Origin of the sequence: Kitasatospora sp. NPDC004615 (assembly GCF_042873545.1) — a bacterium.
Classification (GTDB): Bacteria; Actinomycetota; Actinomycetes; order Streptomycetales; family Streptomycetaceae; genus Kitasatospora.
In genome coordinates, this window is record NZ_JBIALQ010000005.1 from 434858 (window position 1) to 450961 (window position 16104).

Below are 16104 nucleotides of genomic sequence, written 5' to 3' on the forward strand. Positions count from 1 at the left end.
CGGGGACGCCGACTCACGCGAGCTGTTCGCCGGTACGGGCCGGTGTGGTGAGGTGCTCGCCGATCCGCGCGACCAGGTCGCGCATCCGCTGGCCGACCAGTCCTGCGTCCACGCCCTCGTCGGCGAGCACCGCGAGGAACGCTCGGGAGCCGGCCGCCATCAGGTAGAAGAAACCGCCGCCGACCTCGATCACCACCAGCCGCATCCGGCCGTCGCCGTGCGGGAATTCGCTGCCCACCGCGTGCGCCAGGCTCTGCAGTCCGGCGCAGGCCGCGGCCAGCCGGTCGGCGGTGTCCGGGTCGGTGCCGTGCTGGGCCAGCCGCAGGCCGTCGGCCGACAGGACGATGGCGTGCCGGGCGTGCGGGACGCTCTCCGCGAGGTCCCTGAGCATCCAGTCCATGTTGGTCCGTTGCTGAATCACTTCTCGCCTTTCCCTGCTGACTCTTCACTGGCGTGGTGGCCGTCCGCCGGGGCGCCGGGCGCGGTGCCGTTGACGCCCTCGGTGAACGCGGCCAGCCACAGGCCGGGCTGAACCGGCTCGGCGACGGGCGCGGGTGCGGGTACGGGTGCTGATGCCTGCGCGGGAGCGGGTGCGGTGGCGGGTGCCTGTGCGGGGGCCCGCCGAGGCCGGGGGGCGCCGAGCCCGACCGTGCCGCGCAGCGGCGGGGCGTGGCGGCGGCGCTGCGGCAGGCCGTTGGCGGTCCGCTCGGTCACCACCGGGTAGTCGTCCTCGCCCGGGAACGGGGGCGGGGACGGGAACGGGGACGGGGACGGCGCGGGCACCCGCGGCCGGGCTGCGGCGGAGCCTCCGGCGGCCGGGAAGGCCGAGGCGGCGGCGAATCCGCCGGACGGCGTGTGGGTCGGGACGGCCGGGGCGGGGACGGGGGCCGGGGCCGGCTCAGTGGCCGGCTCGGTGGCGGGCTCGCCGGCGGGCGGCGTCCACACCGGGTTCCCCGGGTGCATGTCCGTCCTGCGGTTCGCCGCCGGGTGGCCGCTGGCCATCCGGCCGATGCCGTGGGCCCGGGCGGGCGCGGGCGCGGTGGTGATGTACCGCTGCGGGACGATCAGCACGGCCCGCACGCCGCCGTACGCGGACGGGCGCAGCGACACCTGGAAGCCGTACATGCGGGACAGCCGGCCGACCACGGCGAGGCCGAGCCGCGGGGTCTCGCCGAGGTCGTTGAGGTCGATGCCGGACTGCGCCTCCTCCAGCATCCGTTCGGCCCTGGCCCGGCCCTCCTCGCCGAGGCTGAGGCCGCCGTCCTCGATCTCGATCGCGATGCCGGTCTGCACCTCGACGGCGGTGAGGTGGACGTCGGTCTGCGGCGGCGAGTAGCGGGTGGCGTTGTCGAGTAGTTCGGCCAGCGCGTGGATCAGCGGTTCGACGGCGGGTCCGACGATCGCGACCTCGGAGACCGGGTGCAGTGAGATCCGGCGGAAGTCGAGGATCCGGGACATGGCGCCGCGCAGCACGCTGTACAGCGGGACGGGCCGGCTCCACTGGCGGCCGGGTCGGGCACCCCCGAGCACGGCGATCGAGTCGGCGAGGCGGCCGATCAGCGCGTTGCCGTGGTCGAGCAGCAGCAGGTCGTTGAAGACGGCGGGCATGTCGCCGTGCCGCATCTCCATCTCGCGCAGGTCGACGGCCTGCCGGTGGACGATCGCCTGCACGCGGCGGGCGATGTTCACGAACGCGCGCTGGGTGGACTCGCGCATCGCCTCCTCGTTGTCGACGGCGTCGAGGACGGAGCGCACCACGGTGTGCCGGGCCTCGTGGAAGTCCTCGCCGACGTCGGCCAGGTGGCGCTGCTCGTAGGAGCGGAGCACGTCGGTGATGAACTCGCCGCGCTGGAGCCGGTTGATCGCCTCGGGCAGTTCCCGCTTGGCCAGGTCGATCATGCCGGCCTGCTGGCGGGCGAGCCGCCGGAGCACGTCCTCCTCCTGCCGCGCGCCGGCCGCGCGCGCCTCCTCCAACGCCCGGCCCCGGCGCACCGCTTCGAGCCCTGCCGCCGCCACGGCCGCGGCGCCCACCAGACCGCACAGCAGAATCCCCGAGATCGCCTGCCCCGGCCCGGCGGTCGCCGCGAGGGCCACCGTCACGCCGGTCACGACCGCGGGCAGCAGGCCGACGAGTACGGCTGCGGGCAGCCGGTTTCCTGGCGACGATCCGGGTCGAAGCATCGGTGTCCTCATACGGTCAAAGGGATGGAGACGCGGGTCCGGGCGGTGCGGCGGGGCCCGGGCGCGAAGCAGCATAGCCGGTGGCTCGAATGGTTCTGACGGTCCGTCAGAATGCCTTTCCACCAACGGAGTTACCCCTTCCAGCAGGGGATTCCCGAACGCGCGGACGAACGGTTCGTGCGCCCCCCGCCGGGACTCTCAGACTTGTCGCACCACGCACCCCGCGACGGCCCCCCGCCCCGGATTCACCCGGACGAGCGGCGCGCGCGGCGATCCTTCAGCGCCGCGTCCCGGATGGTGCTACAGCCGCGTTCGGCCATGACCGGTTCGCCATCACCACGCCGAGTACTCACCTGCCGGTGGGCCACGCCTCACCGGCGGTTCACCCCGGCGGGTAGACAGCCGGGCGACGCCGACCGCTCTGGAGAACGCCATGCCCGCCGATCCCCATCTCCCTTCCACCGACCGCCAGTTGACCGATCGCCGCACCGTGCTGCGCACCGGCCTGGCCACCGGCGCCGCCGCCGCCCTGACGGGCACCACCGGCCAGGCGCACGCCGCCGCCTCGGACCAGGTGCTCACCCTGACCGGCCAACTACCCACCGGCGCACCGGACTTCGTCTACCTCCCGTTCGACGTACCGCGCGGTGTACGGGAGATCGCGGTCTCCTACAGCTACGACCGGCCGGCCGTCCCGCCCGGCACACCCGGCAACTCGTGCGACATCGGCATCTTCGACGAACGCGGCACCGCCCTCGGCGGCGAAGGCTTCCGCGGGTGGTCGGGCGGCTTCCGCACCGAGTTCAGCCTGTCCCGCGAGACCGCCACCCCCGGCTACCTGCCCGGACCGATCAACCCCGGCACCTGGCACGTCGTCCTCGGCCCCTACCAGGTCGCCCCCGCCGGACTCGCCTACACCGTTCAGGTCACCCTCCGGTTCGGCCCGCCCGGCCCGGCCTTCGTCCCCGCCTACCCGCCGGAGCGGGCCCGCGGCCGCGGCCGCGCCTGGTACCGGGGCGACTGCCACCTGCACACGGTGCACTCCGACGGCCGCCGGCTGCCCGCCGAGGTCGCCGCCGGGGCACGCGCCGCCGGCCTCGACTTCATCGTCTCCACCGACCACAACACCTCGTCCTCGCACGGAAGTTGGGGCCCACTGGCCGGCCCCGACCTACTGATCGTCCCCGGTGAGGAGATCACCACCCGCAACGGCCACTGGCTGGCCCTCGGCCTGGCCCCCGGCCAGTTCGTCGACTGGCGCTACCGGGCCCGCGACGACCAGTTCCCCCGCTTCGCCCGCCAGGTCCACCGCTCCGGCGGCCTCGTCGTCGCTGCCCACCCTTACTGCCCGTACGTCGCCTGCCAGTGGAAGTTCGGCTACCAGGACACCGACGCCGTCGAGGTGTGGAACGGCCCCTGGACGTACGACGACGAATCCACCGTCGACACCTGGGACGCCAACCTCGCCACCGCCCTCCGCGAGGGCCGCAACTGGCTCCCCGCCCTCGGCAACAGCGACGCCCACAGCGCCCCCCAGCCCATCGGCACCCCCCACAACGTGGTCCTCGCCGACGACCTCAACCGCACCGCCATCCTCACCGCCCTCCGCGCCGGCCACACCTGGCTGGCCGAATCCGCCGCCGTCCAGCTCGAGTTCACCGCCACCGGCCACGGCCGCCGAGCCACCATCGGCGAACGGCTCACCGTCCCCGCCGACGCCCCCGTCGACGTCCGCCTCACCGTCACCGGCGTCCCGAACGGCACCGTCCGCCTCATCACCGACGAGGGCCAACTCCACCAGGAGCCCCTCCCCACCACCGGCACCGCCACCGTGACGTGGCGCACCACCGCCTCCCTCGCCACCTACGTCCGCGCCGAAGTCCGCCACCCCAAGCCGGACGGCACCCCGGGCAAGGGCAACTCCATGGGCCCCGACCTGCCGTGGGGTCCGATGGCAGCACTCACCAACCCGATTGTGCTGCACGCCTCCTGACGATCCATCAGCCAGGCTCACCGGTCGACGCGCTCGACCGGTGGCCGGTGGCGCTCAGGCCTCAACCCTGCGCAACATCAGCTCATGACCCGCCGCCTGCACCAGCCGCTGCGCTGCGCGGATCCTTTGCAGGCTTCGCGCACGAGCTGAGCGCAGGAACCGTCACCCGCAACCTCCAGGGGCCGGACGGAAACCTCGTCGCCACGACGGGCAGGACCGGCGGTACCGTCCTGCAGTTCACCAACCTGCACGTCGACGTGGCGCTTCAACTCCCCGCCGACACCGCCCAGGCTCCAACCGTGCTCGACGCAGACGAGTACGGCAATCCGCGCGCCGGACAGCAACCGGCCCGCTACGGATGGTTGGGCGGAAAGCAGCGATCGGACGAGACCGCCACCGGCCTCGTTCTGATGGGGCTGCGCCTGTACGATCCGGCGACCGGACGATTCCTGACCAAGGACCCGGCCCCCGGAGGGAGCGCCAACGCCTATGACTACGGCAACGGCGATCCGGTCAATCACTACGACCTCGATGGCAGGACCAGCAAGACGAGCCAGGAATGGAGCGCGTGCATGAGCCTCGGCTATGCCCGCTGCGTCATGGTCTCCTGCTTCTCCCAGATCCTCGTCTGGAGGATCGGCACCAGCGAGTCCCGGAACAATGCAGCGCGCCACTTCATCTGGATGGCCACTCTGACGTACTTCGTCGGCGCCACAGCAGCTCAGAGGCTCGGTGACGCCCATGAATACGGAGAAAAGGCGAAATGCCGCCCCGGTAGGCGGTGCGACACGGACATCGACCAGTACAACAACCGAAAGGCGCGCATCTTCGTCAGCAGTTCCTGGAACCGTTCGCAGATGACCTATTGGAACAATCGCGGCCTTCTGATCCAGTACCTGCACAAAATCGGGAACTGGCTCTATGATCAAAACCACCTGGCAAGGTAGGCTGACAAGTAGGACCTGATCTTCGAACTGAGCCATTCCGATCGGCGCCCGCCACTTAGTGGCGGGCGCCGTGCATTTGTGCATCGCTTTCTATCGACTGCAGGGGGAAATGTGCCACACGGCAAATTCAGTAAGATGGTTGTGCTCATTTCTATGGCGCTCGCGATCACCCCACTCAGTGGGTGCTCGACTACGCAGTCGTTGAGCTGTGGGGGAAGTGGCGCGCAGCTCCAAAAGCTCGAGGAAATTCCTATCCTCGGCGCCATGCCTCCCGGCTCATCCGTGCCGAATGAGCCGACCGAGCCAGATCCTCTCGGGTATTCGAACAATGAATCCGAATGTGTAGACGGCGACTCCGGGAAGCCCTGGATCTACGCATCGCACACCTATGCACACCCTGGGCCACGGGCGGAAATTCTGTCCTATTACAAAAAGGCGGCCAGCGAAGCGGGCTGGACGCTTGGCGAGAATGTGACCGGAACGCCGGAGGATGTGGCGGGAATATGCCTCACTAAAAAAATCGATGGCCGTAGCGCCCAGCTGACCATTGACTTCAAGGTGAGATCTGGATACCAGCCCGAGGCTGGGGCGTACCGAGTTCAGGTGGGATCGAATCTCGATGGTTCACCGCTCCACTGTTACTGATGCGACGATGAAATCCGCCTCCACGAAGCAGGCGCGGCCTGAGCCGCTAGAACCGCCGGAGCGGGGGCCGGACGAGGGCGACGTCGCGGCCGAACCCGATGGCCAGGGCGCCGTCGGGGGTGGTCGCGAGGGTGGTGGCGGGGATCGGCAGGCGCAGGGGGCGGGCCAGCGGGTGGCCGGTGCTGAGGTCGGTGAGGCTGACGGTGCCGTCCGTGCGGGCGATGTACGCCTCGGGCCAGGTGCGGGCGGCGAATGCGGTGACGGGCGCGGCGTCCTCGATGGCGGGTCCGGCGGGGCGGCCGTCCCGGTGCCAGGTGCGGATCACGGTGGCATCGGGGGCGGGCGCGCTGTGCGGGTAACGCCGCCAGTTGCGCACGCGGGCGCCGAGCACGTGGCCCTGGTCCGACCGGACGGCCACGAAACGGCCGTCGAGTACGGCCAGCAGGGGGTGACCGTCCGTGCCCGGGACGCTGTCCGGCGGGGCGGTGGGGTCGTCGGGGTTGTACAGCCGGATCGGTTCCTCGGAGTGGGAGGAGACCACCGCGGTCGGGCGTCCGTCGAGCGTCGCGACAGCAAGACCGGTGATGCCCGACTCGACGTCGGTGGCGACGATCCGGGCGAGCAGGGTGCCGTCGGCGGGGTGCCAGAACCGGATCTCGTTCTCCCAGCCGTGGTCCTCTTCGGCCTCCTCGTCCTCGTCCGGGCGGGAGTCGAAGTCCGCGGGCGGGTACAGGCCGGCGGTGGCCACCGCGTCGCCACCGCGCAGGCGCAGGTGGGCGATCCAGTGGACGACGGCGGTGCCCGTGTCGACCGGTTCGCCCAGCGGGCTGCCGGCGGCGAGATCCCAGCGGTACAGGCGCTGGTTGGGGAAGATGTGGATGCCGTACCCGGTGGCGGCGTACGGACGGCCGTCCGCCGACCAGGCAGTCAGGCTCCTCGTCACCTGGACGCCCGTGCGCAGGGGCGGGGCCAGCGGGGTGCCGTCGGCGGCGCGGCGGGCCAGCAGGGTTCCGCCCTCGTCGGCGCTCACCACGGTGCCGTCCGGTGCGGTGACGGCGAGTGCCGCCAGCCGCTGGGTGTGGCCGGGTTCGCGGTGCACCGGGACGGCCGGGTCCCAGAGCGCGACCACACCGTCCCGCTTCGAAGAGGTGAGCAGCAGGTCGCGGCCGTCCCGGCGGACGGCGGTGGTCTCGGCCAGCGCGACGGGGCCGGTGATCGGCGGGCCGAGCGGCCGCAGCGTCTCGACGTCCCAGAGGTGGACGTTCCACATCGTCGGCACGGCGACGGCGGATCCCACGACGGTCGGGTTGTGGTGCGGCCCGATGCGGCTGTGCGTGTTCGTCAGGCTCTCCCCCTGGTAGCCCACGTGTGCGTCGAGGAGGCCGGCCGTGGGCTGCCCGGTCGCCACATCGACGGTGCCCAGGACGCGGGACTCGTCGGCGACGGTCAGCAGTTCCCGTCCGCCCGCCAGTGACAGGGTCGCGCCCCGGATATCGCGCATCCCGGCGGGCACCGGAAGCCGGGACGTCCGGCCGTCCTGCGGGTCCCAGCACAGGACACCGTCATCGGTGACCAGGGCGACCTGGCGCCCGTCGGCGCGGGTGGCGGTGCTGAGGTTGGAACCGACCGGCAGGCCAGCGCGGTCGAGCGGCACACCGGTCGCCAACTCCCATTGCTGGAGGCCGTCCCTGCTCCAGTAGGTCTCCATCAGCAGTCGGGCATCGACACCACGGCCGAGGACGGTCATGCGCCAAGGGCTCCCGCCTATGTCGGCCAACCACCGCAGGGCGAGATCGTCGAGGCCCCAGACCCGTACGGTGTCGTCCCAGTGGGCGGAGATCAGCAGCGGTTCCACCGCGTCGGCCGCCACCGCCAGCAACGTGACCGGCACCTCGCAACCGACGGTCCGGACCCGGCCCGTCGGGACGTCCCGCACCTCCAGCCGGTGCCGGCGCAGCTTCGCGTCGACCGGCGGGTACTCGTCCAGCGCGATGGCCAGCGCCAGCACGGGCCCGTCCCCGGTCTCGCCCCAGGCCGCGGTCTCGACCGGTCCGACGTGCGCCTGCCACACCAGCCGGGGGTCCAGGTCAGTACCGCTGGCCCAGTCGGCCCGCCACAGTGCACCGTCCGGGTCCGCGGCGGCCTCGGCGTCGCCCCGACGCACGGCGTCGAGGTAGGCCGCCTGCCGCCGGTCGATCTCGTCCGGGCCCGGGTACGGACTCGCGGCGGTTGCCTGCTCCAACTGACGCTCCCCTGTCGTCCCGCCCCCGCGCGGAGGCGGGCTGCCGGGAGCCGATCGTACGGATCTCCCGGCCAGCCCGCCTCGGCGGGCGGCAGTTGACCTGGTGACGCCGTCTCAGCTCAGCTCCAGCACCTTCCGCCCGCAGCGCAGGAACACCCGGCGCTGTGCGCTGGCCCGAGTCAGGTCGTGGGCGCCGAGCACCACCAGCAGACGCTCGTCGGCGTCCGCGCGGGACAGCGGGACGGTGCGCCCGCCGCCGTCGGAAGTCTCCACCACCAGGCGGAGGCCGCCCGCCTCGGCGACCCGGCGGACCTGGTTGAGGCTCGGGAGTTCCCCGCTGATCTTCACCAGGAGCTCGCCGAGGGTCGCCGCGCCGTGCTGGGCCGCGTCCACGGCGGGCAGCGGGCCGGCGTCGGAGAAGCGGCGCTGCGAGAAGCGGGCGCGGAAGGCGTCGCGGGCGGCGAGTGCGGCCGGGGCGCCGTGCACGGTCGCGGTGACGGCGGCGGCCAGCAGGGTCTTCACCGCCATCGGGTGGCGGCGGCCGTCGGCGGCCTGGGCGAGCAGCAACTCGACTTCCTCGTCGACGAGTTCGGTGAGCAGCCGGAGGTAGTCCGGCAGCAGCCGGTCCGCGCAGGCCATCAGGCGGCCGAACATCTCCTCGGCAGGGAAAGCCAAGCCAACGTAGTTGTTCTTCGACTTGCTCATCTTGGCGCCGGTGCCGTCGGTGCCCTCGATCAGCCCGGTCGCCAGCACCACCTCCGGCTGCTGACCGGCGGACGTCTGCACCCGGCGGCACATCTGGAGGTTCAACAGCTGGTCCAGGCCGCCGAGTTCGATGTCGGCGACGAGCTCCACCGAGTCCAGTGCCATCACCACGGAGTACACCAGCTCGGCCAGCGTCAGCCCGCTGCCCTCGGCGAGCCTGGTCCGGAAGTCCTCCCGCTGCAATGCCGCCGAGGCGGGCAGCCGGGACAGCACCGTGAGGAAGTCCGGCAGCGTCAGCGGCGCCAACCACTCACTGTTGAACCGGAATTCGGCCCGCTCGAAGTCGAAGAACGGACCGACCTGCGCCTGGTACGTCGCGACATTGCGGCTCACGTCCTCGGCCGTCAGCGGCGGCCGCTCCGCACTCCGGCCCGACGGGTCGCCGATCCGCGCCGTGATGTCCCCCACCAGGAACACCACCCGGTGCCCCATCCGCTGCAACCTGCTGGCCAGGATCATCGGCACCGCATGCCCGAGATGCACCTCCGCCCCGGTCGGGTCGATGCCGTACTTCACCGTCAACACCCGCCCCTGACCGAGCAGTTCGGCCAGTTGCCGCTCCCCCGGCAGCACCGCCGCCGCCCGCGCCCCCAGCAGCGCGGCCTGCCGCTGCGGCTCCAGCCCCGAGAGATCGGCCCGCTGCCGCCCCGCCAGCACCTCCAGCAACCGGCCGAGCGCCGGGCCCTCCCTCAACTCCTCTTCCTTCTCGATCAGTTCACTCATCAACGCAATGCTGCGGTCGAACGCGGTGGCGGCCATGGCCATCCTCTCGGGGTACAGGAACAACAGACGTCGGACGCACCCGCCCCGCGATACACGGCACCACCAAAAACGACGACCGCACCCGCGCCGACACCTGCGGTTGAGCACACGCAGACAGCCGGACAGGCATTCGCAACAGGTCGTTCAAGAAATCCGGAGGCCCGGCCGCCGTCACTTCAGGCAGGCCGGAGGGCGGTGGGGACCGCCACTAATATCGCTTCACCACGTGAAACCTCCGGGAACAGGAAGCGGCAGCAGCCCCTCGGCTCCACCGCAGCCCCCATCATGCACCATCCCCACACCACCCCGCACCCGGCTATCTCGCCGCCCGGGCCACGTGCGATCAGATCTCCCATACCTCACTTGGCAGTTGGTGCCAGACGTCGTCCATGAGATCGGCGGCCAGGAAGACAGGCCTGGTGAGTAGCTGGTCACCGGCCCGCTGCACGCACAGCACGACTCCGAGCGTCAGCGATCCAGCCGCCGCGGCCGACCGGAGGTCGCAGGCCCCCTGCACTCGGCCCGATCGATCAGCCACTGTTCCAACCGGGAGAGAACCCGACCGACCAGCGCCACCCCACCGCGGACCGGACATGACCTGACCCCTGGTCAACCTTCCCCGACCGCACCGTGATCGGAACCCAAGGCCCGCTTCGGCAGCACGATGACGGCGCGGCCCGACCCCAGATCGACGGTCGAACGGGGCGGCGCGGCGTCCCCCTCCTCGTCCCGACGCATCGCCTCGGCGGAGCGTTCCTCCAACTCGGCCGCCTTGCCGGCGTTCACCGAGCCGGTGAATACGTCCAGGGCCGCAGTGGACATCGAAGGCGCCTTACCGACCCGGCCCGGCCGCCTGCGGAACCGCGCCGGGACAAAGCCCGAACCGGCCAGCCGCCCCACCGTCTTCGAGGCCGCCATGAACAGCACCACCGCCACCGCCACTCCGGGCAACGTGAGCGAAAAAACCAGACCCATTCGTCCACACCCCTCCTGCGCGGCCCTCCCCGGGTCGTGCACCCTACCGCCCAACGGCCGTGTCCCACACGGGAGTTCCCTGGCCGCGAAAGCCGCCCGGGCCGGCCACTGCGGCAGCGGGACGCCCACCACCGGGCCGAGGCCGGTTCGCCGCACCCGCCGAAGTGCTCGTGGTCTCCGCCCGGCCCGCGCGTCGTGTCTTGGCAGCCTCCCGGCCCCCTGCCATCGTGGGCGCATCATCTGCTTGTCGGTTCGTCACCGAAGGAGGATGGATGCCCATGACCACACCGGTGCTGACGGTCGATCAGGTGGTCGACCGGATGACGGAGCTCTCGACCGAACTGCCCGCCGCGGACGGTGTCGCCGTCTTCAACGCGATGTACCTGACCGTGACCCGCCTGGTCCGCGACCATCTCGCCGTCGCGTACTTCGACGACCCCGCCACCATGGCGGAGCTCGACGCCGTGTTCGCCGCCCGCTACCTGGCCGCCGTCGAAGACGACCGGGCGGGGCGGCGGCCGGCGGCCTGCTGGCGGCCGTTGTTCGAGCTGCGCGGCGCGGCGAACGTCCACCCGCTGCAGTTCGCGCTGGCCGGCATGAACGCCCACATCGAGAACGACCTGCCGCTCGCCGTCCTCGACACCTGCCGGCTGACCGGCCACCGGCCGGAGCAGCTGCACGCCGACTACCTGCGGATCAACACCCTGCTGGCCGAGGTGGAGGCGCAGGTCCGCGCCACGCTGCTGCCGCTCCCGGCCGGTGACCCGCTGTTGCACATCGTCGGCGTCTGGAGCATCGACCGGGCCCGCGAGGCCGCCTGGGCGTCCGTCCTGGCGCTGTGGGAGCTGCACCGCCTGCCGCCCGCGTACCGCCTGGTGGCGGACGCGCTGTCGGGGTCGGTCGGCATGGTCGGCCGGGCGCTGCTCACCCCGCTGTCGCTCAACTGAAGCCCCCCTCGTACAAAACCCGGGCGGGCCCCCGCGAGGGGAGCCCGCCCGAAAAGCCCGAAAGCCCGAAAGCCCGAAAGCCCGAAAGCGCGAGACCGTCAGGCCCAGCTGGAGTGCAGCGGCTTGCCCTCGGCGTAGCCGGCCGCGCTCTGCACGCCGACGATCGCGTTCTGCCGGAACTCCTCGAGGTCGGCCGCGCCGGCGTAGGTGCAGGAGGAGCGGATGCCGGCCACGATCGAGTCGATGAGGTCCTCGACGCCGGGGCTGGCGGGGTCGATGAACATCCGGGAGTGCGAGATGCCCTCCTCGAACAGCCCCTTGCGGGCCCGGTCGTAGGCGGACTCCTCGGAGGTGCGGTTGCTCACGGCGCGGGCCGAGGCCATGCCGAAGCTCTCCTTGTACTGGCGGCCGTCGGCGGTGGTCTGGACGTCGCCGGGGGATTCCAGGGTGCCGGCGAACCAGGAGCCGATCATCACGTTGGACGCGCCGGCGGCCAGCGCCATCGCCACGTCGCGCGGGTGCCGGACGCCGCCGTCGGCCCAGACGTGCTTGCCGAGCCGGCGGGCCTCCTCGGCGCACTCCAGGACGGCGGAGAACTGCGGGCGGCCGACGCCGGTCATCATCCGGGTGGTGCACATGGCGCCGGGGCCGACGCCGACCTTGAGGATGTCCGCGCCGGCCTCGACCAGGTCGCGCACGCCGGCGGCGGAGACCACGTTGCCGGCCACGATCGGGACTCGCGGGTCGAGGGCGCGCACGGCGCGCAGCGCGGCGATCATTCCCTCCTGGTGGCCGTGCGCGGTGTCCACCACCAGCACGTCGGCGCCGGCCTCCAGCAGGGCCTTGGCGCGGCCGGCGACGTCGCCGTTGATGCCGACGGTGGCGGCGACCCGCAGGCGGCCGGACGCGTCGACGGCGGGGGTGTAGAGGGTGGCGCGCAGCGCGTTCTTGCGGGTGAGGATGCCGACCAGGGTGCCGTCGGGGGCGACCACGGGGGCGAGCTTGCGGTGCGCCTCGTTGAGGCGGTCGAACGCGGCGCGCGGGTCGATGTCCTGGTCGAGCAGCAGCAGGTCGCGGGACATCACCTCGGACAGGCTGGTGAACCGGTCCACGCCCTGGCAGTCGCCCTCGGTGACGACGCCGACGGGCCGGCCGCCCTCGACCACGACCACCGCGCCGTGGGCGCGCTTGGGCATCAGCACCAGGGCGTCGGCGACGGTGTCGCCGGGGGCGAGGGCGAGTGCGGTGTCGTGCACGAGGTGACGCTGCTTGACCCAGCCGATCACCTCGGCGACGACCTCGATCGGGACGTCCTGCGGGATGGCGACCAGTCCGCCGCGGCGGGCGACGGTCTCGGCCATCCGGCGTCCGGCGATCGCGGTCATGTTGGCGACCACCAGCGGGATGGTGGTGCCGGTGCCGTCGTGGGAGGAGAGGTCGACGGCCTGCCGGGAGCCCACGGCGGAACGGCTGGGGACCATGAAGACGTCGTCGTACGTCAGGTCGTACGCGGGCTTGAGGTCATTCAGGAAGCGCATGAAGAGGCTCTCTGGCTGGGGAGGAACGTTTCACCTGGGGCGCAGGTACGGCTGTGCCATGAGACACACCGGGCGCGCCGCACCCAGCGTTCAATCCTCACCGATTCCCTGATCGGAGGCCAGCCCGCACGGGAATCCTGAAGATCGACACAAGCGGACGGCCACCGTTCCACAAGCGGTTTGGAGGAAGCTACAGGGGCTCGGAGGCGAGCCGTCGGCCCTCCGCCAGGAAAGCCGTGGTCGCCGACAGATCGCCCAGCTCGGCGAGGGTGCGGGCGGCACCGAACGGGGCGTTCCAGAACGCGCCGGTGCGCGGCGCCGGCGGGCCGACGTACGCGTACGGCTCGGCCAGGAAGGTGTCGCCGGGCGAGACGCCGTAGTTCACCTCGTCCATCGTCACCGCCAGATCGAAGTGCTCCGGCCACAGCACCGGATCGGCCTGCGCGAACAGCGCCCGCAACGCGGCGTCGCCGTGCGCGAAGCAGGCGGCGACGGCGTCCGCACCCGCCGCGTCCAGCTCCAACGGCTGGTCGAGGGCCACGCCCGAACCGTCCCCGTACAACCCCTCGGGGCGGCCCGGCACGATCCCGACGAGCGCCCCGAGTTCCGCGCAGCTCGCCCCCGCGAGCTCCAACGACCGTCCGGCGCTGAGCAGTTGAGCACCACTGACCCGCAGCCGAGGCTCGAAGCGAGTGGCGAACCCACCCGGATACGCACGCAACCGCACCGTCCCCGCCGCCCGGTACTGCGGACCGGCCAGCAGGTGCTCGGCCACCGCGTGCAGCGCGGTGCGGGCCTTGGCGAACCGCTGCGCGTCCATACCGCCATCCTCGCGCGCGAGCCCGCCCGGGGCCAGGGGCGACGGCGACGGGATCCGGCCCGGCTCCGCTCAGGCTCCGCCGGGGCGCAGCTCCGGGTGTGAGTAGTTGAGGTACAGGAAATCCCGGTGAGATTGATCTTGCTGTGCTCCCCTACCTGTCGCCGTTCCGGGCCTGCGCGAGCAGCTGGGCCACCAGGTCGTCGGAGCCGCCTTCGGCCTGGCGGGCCAGTTCGTCCAGCACGGTGTCGCCGTTGAGGACCTGCACGGTGAGCCGGTCATGCGACCTGATTCCGCCGGGGCCGTGGGGTGAGCGCGGACGGGCCCGGCGTTCGCGGATTGCGGTCGCTTACCCCGCTCCGGCGCATGCCTCCGCCTCGGCCAGGTACCGCGCCACCGGGCCCAGGGTCAGCATTCCGCTAGCGGCGCCGGCGTGATCTGCACGGGCATCACGCAAGGCAGCCGCAGCGCGCGCGGCGATTCCGCGCTCGCCGAGGCGCACGGCGGCGCGGGCGGTCAGGCACCACAGCGCTTCCTGCATGTGGTCACGCGGTGGTTCGGGCACCGCAGCGAGGGCGGTACGCGCCTGCTCGCCCCGGTCCTGGGCGAGCAGCACGAGGGGGCGAGTCCAGGGCCTGTACGGGCCCCAGTCGAGGTGCGGGTCGGTGGGCGCGGGCCGGCCGTGCAGCAGGCGCAGTCCCAGTAGGGCGAGCGGGAACAGGCCGCGATGCAGCCCCGGCATTCCGGCCGTCCGGAGGGCGTCCTCGGCAGCGCGGTAGTGCGCTGCTGCCGTGGCGGCAGTCGGTCCGCCCGGTTCGGCGCTGCGGGCGGCCGTGGCCCGGGCCCTGAACCACCCGGTGAGGACGGAGACGAGGGGCGCCTCGGTGGTGGCGGCGAGCTGGTCGGCTGCATTGGCGTGCGAGGTCGCGGCGTCGAGGTCGCCGAGGGCCGAGGCGGATTGCAGGCGGACGAGTCGGCCGAGCACGGCGAAGTTCGGCAGCTCGTGCCGGGTGGCCAGGTCGAGGATCTCGGCGCCGGTCCTGTCCCGTGCGGCCGCGAGCCCGGGGCTGCTGAATGACTGCAGGAACACCCCATTGAGGGCGAAGGCCAGCAGGGCGGGATCGGCCAAGTCCCGTGCCAGTTCCTCGGCCTGACGCGCCGCCTGCTGCGCGTGCTTCAGCTCGGTCCCGGACAGATCGGCGCTGCGGCTCTCAACGGCGACCGTGGCCAGGAGGCGGGCGCGCAGGTCGGCGGGGCCGTCTGGGCCCAGCCCTGTGAGCGTGCGCTCGGCAGCCGCGACGACGGCGCGGGACTGCTCGGGGTCGTCGGCCCGGCTCCAGATGGCGGGCACGTCGTAGGCGCCGATGATCCGGGCGGTCAGGGAGAGGTCTCCCGTGCGTTCCGCCGCCTGGATGGCGGCGAGGCGGTCGCGCCGCGAACGCACGAGGGCGTCGCCACCCGCCAGTGCGAGGGTACGGGCCAGATCCACGGTGGTGCGCGGGCCGAGCCGGACACCAGGGCCGGTCCACGCCGTACGTGCTCCTTCGGGGGGCGCGGACCCGTTGAGGATGTCCGTCTCCAGGCGCTGAAGGTCGCCACCGGGGTCGAGTCCGAGTTGGTCGACGAGCATCGCGCGGGCACGGCGGAGGGTGGCCAGCGCGTCGGCCTGGCGGCCCGCGCGGTACAGCGCGCGGGCAAGCAGCTCCCAGGCCGGCTCGCGCCATGGGTGTTCGGCGACATGGGCACCCAGTTCGGCAACGAGACCGGCCCCTTCCCCGGAGTCGAGAAGGATCCGGGCGCGCAGTTCCACCCCCTCCAACCTCAATTCCTCCAGCCGGTTCCGCTCGCGCTGCGCCCATGCGGAGCCGGTCACATCGGCGTAGGCGGGTCCTCGCCAGGCCGCGAGTGCCGCGCCGAGGTCGGTCACCGCGGCGGGGTTGCGGCGGGCTCGGGCCAGGGTGTCCTGGAACCGCTGGACGTCCATGTCCTCGCGCGGCAGGCGCAGCGCGTAGCCGGGACCTTCGGTGACGATGACGCGCGGCGGATTGCGGGGCGGCCGGTCGGGTTCGAGGGCACGGCGCAGCGCGGCGACGAAGGTACGCAAAGCGCCAACGGCGCGGGCAGGCGGATCGGTCCACAGGTCATTGACAAGGGTGTCGGTGGTGACCATCCGTCCCTCGGCGGCGACGAGCCGGGCGAGTACCTCACGATGGCGGGGTCCGCCCAGGTCAACCGGGCTGCCGTCGTCGCGGAGGGCCCGCACCACACCGAGCACGTCGATTCGCATGCCCT

At 72.3% G+C, this 16104-nt stretch carries 11 protein-coding genes and 2 pseudogenes; 5 read left to right on the plus strand and 8 right to left on the minus strand.

The features are described 5' to 3' along the window. Positions 1-13: 13 nt before the first annotated feature. Together ACFYS8_RS19910 and ACFYS8_RS19915 are read right to left on the minus strand one after the other, a co-directional pair. Positions 14-421: a roadblock/LC7 domain-containing protein gene (locus ACFYS8_RS19910; RefSeq protein ID WP_387642822.1), complete on the minus strand. Its 408-nt coding sequence runs from the start codon at positions 419-421 to the stop codon at positions 14-16. Then, a complete protein-coding gene (locus ACFYS8_RS19915; RefSeq protein WP_387642823.1) occupies positions 418-2181 on the minus strand; it encodes an ATP-binding protein in 1764 nt (587 codons plus the stop codon). The genes ACFYS8_RS19910 and ACFYS8_RS19915 overlap by 4 nt, the downstream gene beginning before the upstream one ends. Before the next feature lie 433 nt (positions 2182-2614). On the opposite strand from ACFYS8_RS19915, the gene ACFYS8_RS19920 reads away from it, so the two are divergent. The 4 genes and pseudogenes from ACFYS8_RS19920 to ACFYS8_RS19935 all read left to right on the plus strand — a co-directional run bounded on the left by ACFYS8_RS19920 (position 2615) and on the right by ACFYS8_RS19935 (position 5766). Further along, the gene (locus tag ACFYS8_RS19920; RefSeq protein ID WP_387642824.1) at positions 2615-4174 is read left to right on the plus strand and encodes a CehA/McbA family metallohydrolase; all 1560 of its coding nucleotides are present in this window, start codon (positions 2615-2617) and stop codon (positions 4172-4174) included. 188 nt (positions 4175-4362) lie between these two features. Beyond that, positions 4363-4716, plus strand: a pseudogene (locus ACFYS8_RS19925) (RHS repeat-associated core domain-containing protein); the annotation flags it as partial. A gap of 114 nt (positions 4717-4830) precedes the next feature. Beyond that, a pseudogene (locus tag ACFYS8_RS19930) lies at positions 4831-5121 on the plus strand (DUF6973 domain-containing protein); the annotation flags it as partial. Between the two features lie 135 nt (positions 5122-5256). Beyond that, positions 5257-5766, plus strand: a complete 510-nt coding sequence (locus ACFYS8_RS19935) for a hypothetical protein (protein ID WP_387642825.1) — start codon at positions 5257-5259, stop codon at positions 5764-5766. 46 nt (positions 5767-5812) lie between these two features. Here the strand turns inward: ACFYS8_RS19935 and ACFYS8_RS19940 are convergent, their stop codons facing one another. From ACFYS8_RS19940 to ACFYS8_RS19950, 3 genes are all read right to left on the minus strand, one after another. Next, positions 5813-8008, minus strand: coding sequence for a WD40 repeat domain-containing protein (locus ACFYS8_RS19940; RefSeq protein ID WP_387642826.1), 2196 nt, complete (start codon positions 8006-8008; stop codon positions 5813-5815). 114 nt (positions 8009-8122) lie between these two features. Next, positions 8123-9496: a tyrosine--tRNA ligase gene (tyrS, locus tag ACFYS8_RS19945; protein ID WP_387642827.1), complete on the minus strand. Its 1374-nt coding sequence runs from the start codon at positions 9494-9496 to the stop codon at positions 8123-8125. Between the two features lie 648 nt (positions 9497-10144). Then, on the minus strand, positions 10145-10471 hold the full coding sequence (locus tag ACFYS8_RS19950; protein WP_387642828.1) for a DUF6191 domain-containing protein: 327 nt from the start codon (positions 10469-10471) through the stop codon (positions 10145-10147). 311 nt (positions 10472-10782) lie between these two features. Between ACFYS8_RS19950 and ACFYS8_RS19955 the strand changes: the two genes are divergently transcribed. Then, positions 10783-11457: a DUF5995 family protein gene (locus ACFYS8_RS19955; RefSeq protein ID WP_387642829.1), complete on the plus strand. Its 675-nt coding sequence runs from the start codon at positions 10783-10785 to the stop codon at positions 11455-11457. Positions 11458-11555: 98 nt separating this feature from the next. On the opposite strand, the gene ACFYS8_RS19960 is transcribed toward ACFYS8_RS19955, so the two are convergent. The 3 genes from ACFYS8_RS19960 to ACFYS8_RS19970 form a co-directional block, all read right to left on the minus strand. After that, positions 11556-12995 carry a GuaB1 family IMP dehydrogenase-related protein gene (locus tag ACFYS8_RS19960; protein WP_387642830.1) on the minus strand — a complete coding sequence of 480 codons (1440 nt, stop codon included), beginning with the start codon at positions 12993-12995 and terminating at the stop codon, positions 11556-11558. A 190-nt stretch (positions 12996-13185) separates the two neighbouring features. Then, positions 13186-13815 carry a hypothetical protein gene (locus ACFYS8_RS19965; protein ID WP_387642831.1) on the minus strand — a complete coding sequence of 210 codons (630 nt, stop codon included), beginning with the start codon at positions 13813-13815 and terminating at the stop codon, positions 13186-13188. Between the two features lie 346 nt (positions 13816-14161). Further along, positions 14162-16099 carry a BTAD domain-containing putative transcriptional regulator gene (locus ACFYS8_RS19970; protein ID WP_387642832.1) on the minus strand — a complete coding sequence of 646 codons (1938 nt, stop codon included), beginning with the start codon at positions 16097-16099 and terminating at the stop codon, positions 14162-14164. Between the last annotated feature and the right edge of the window lie 5 nt (positions 16100-16104).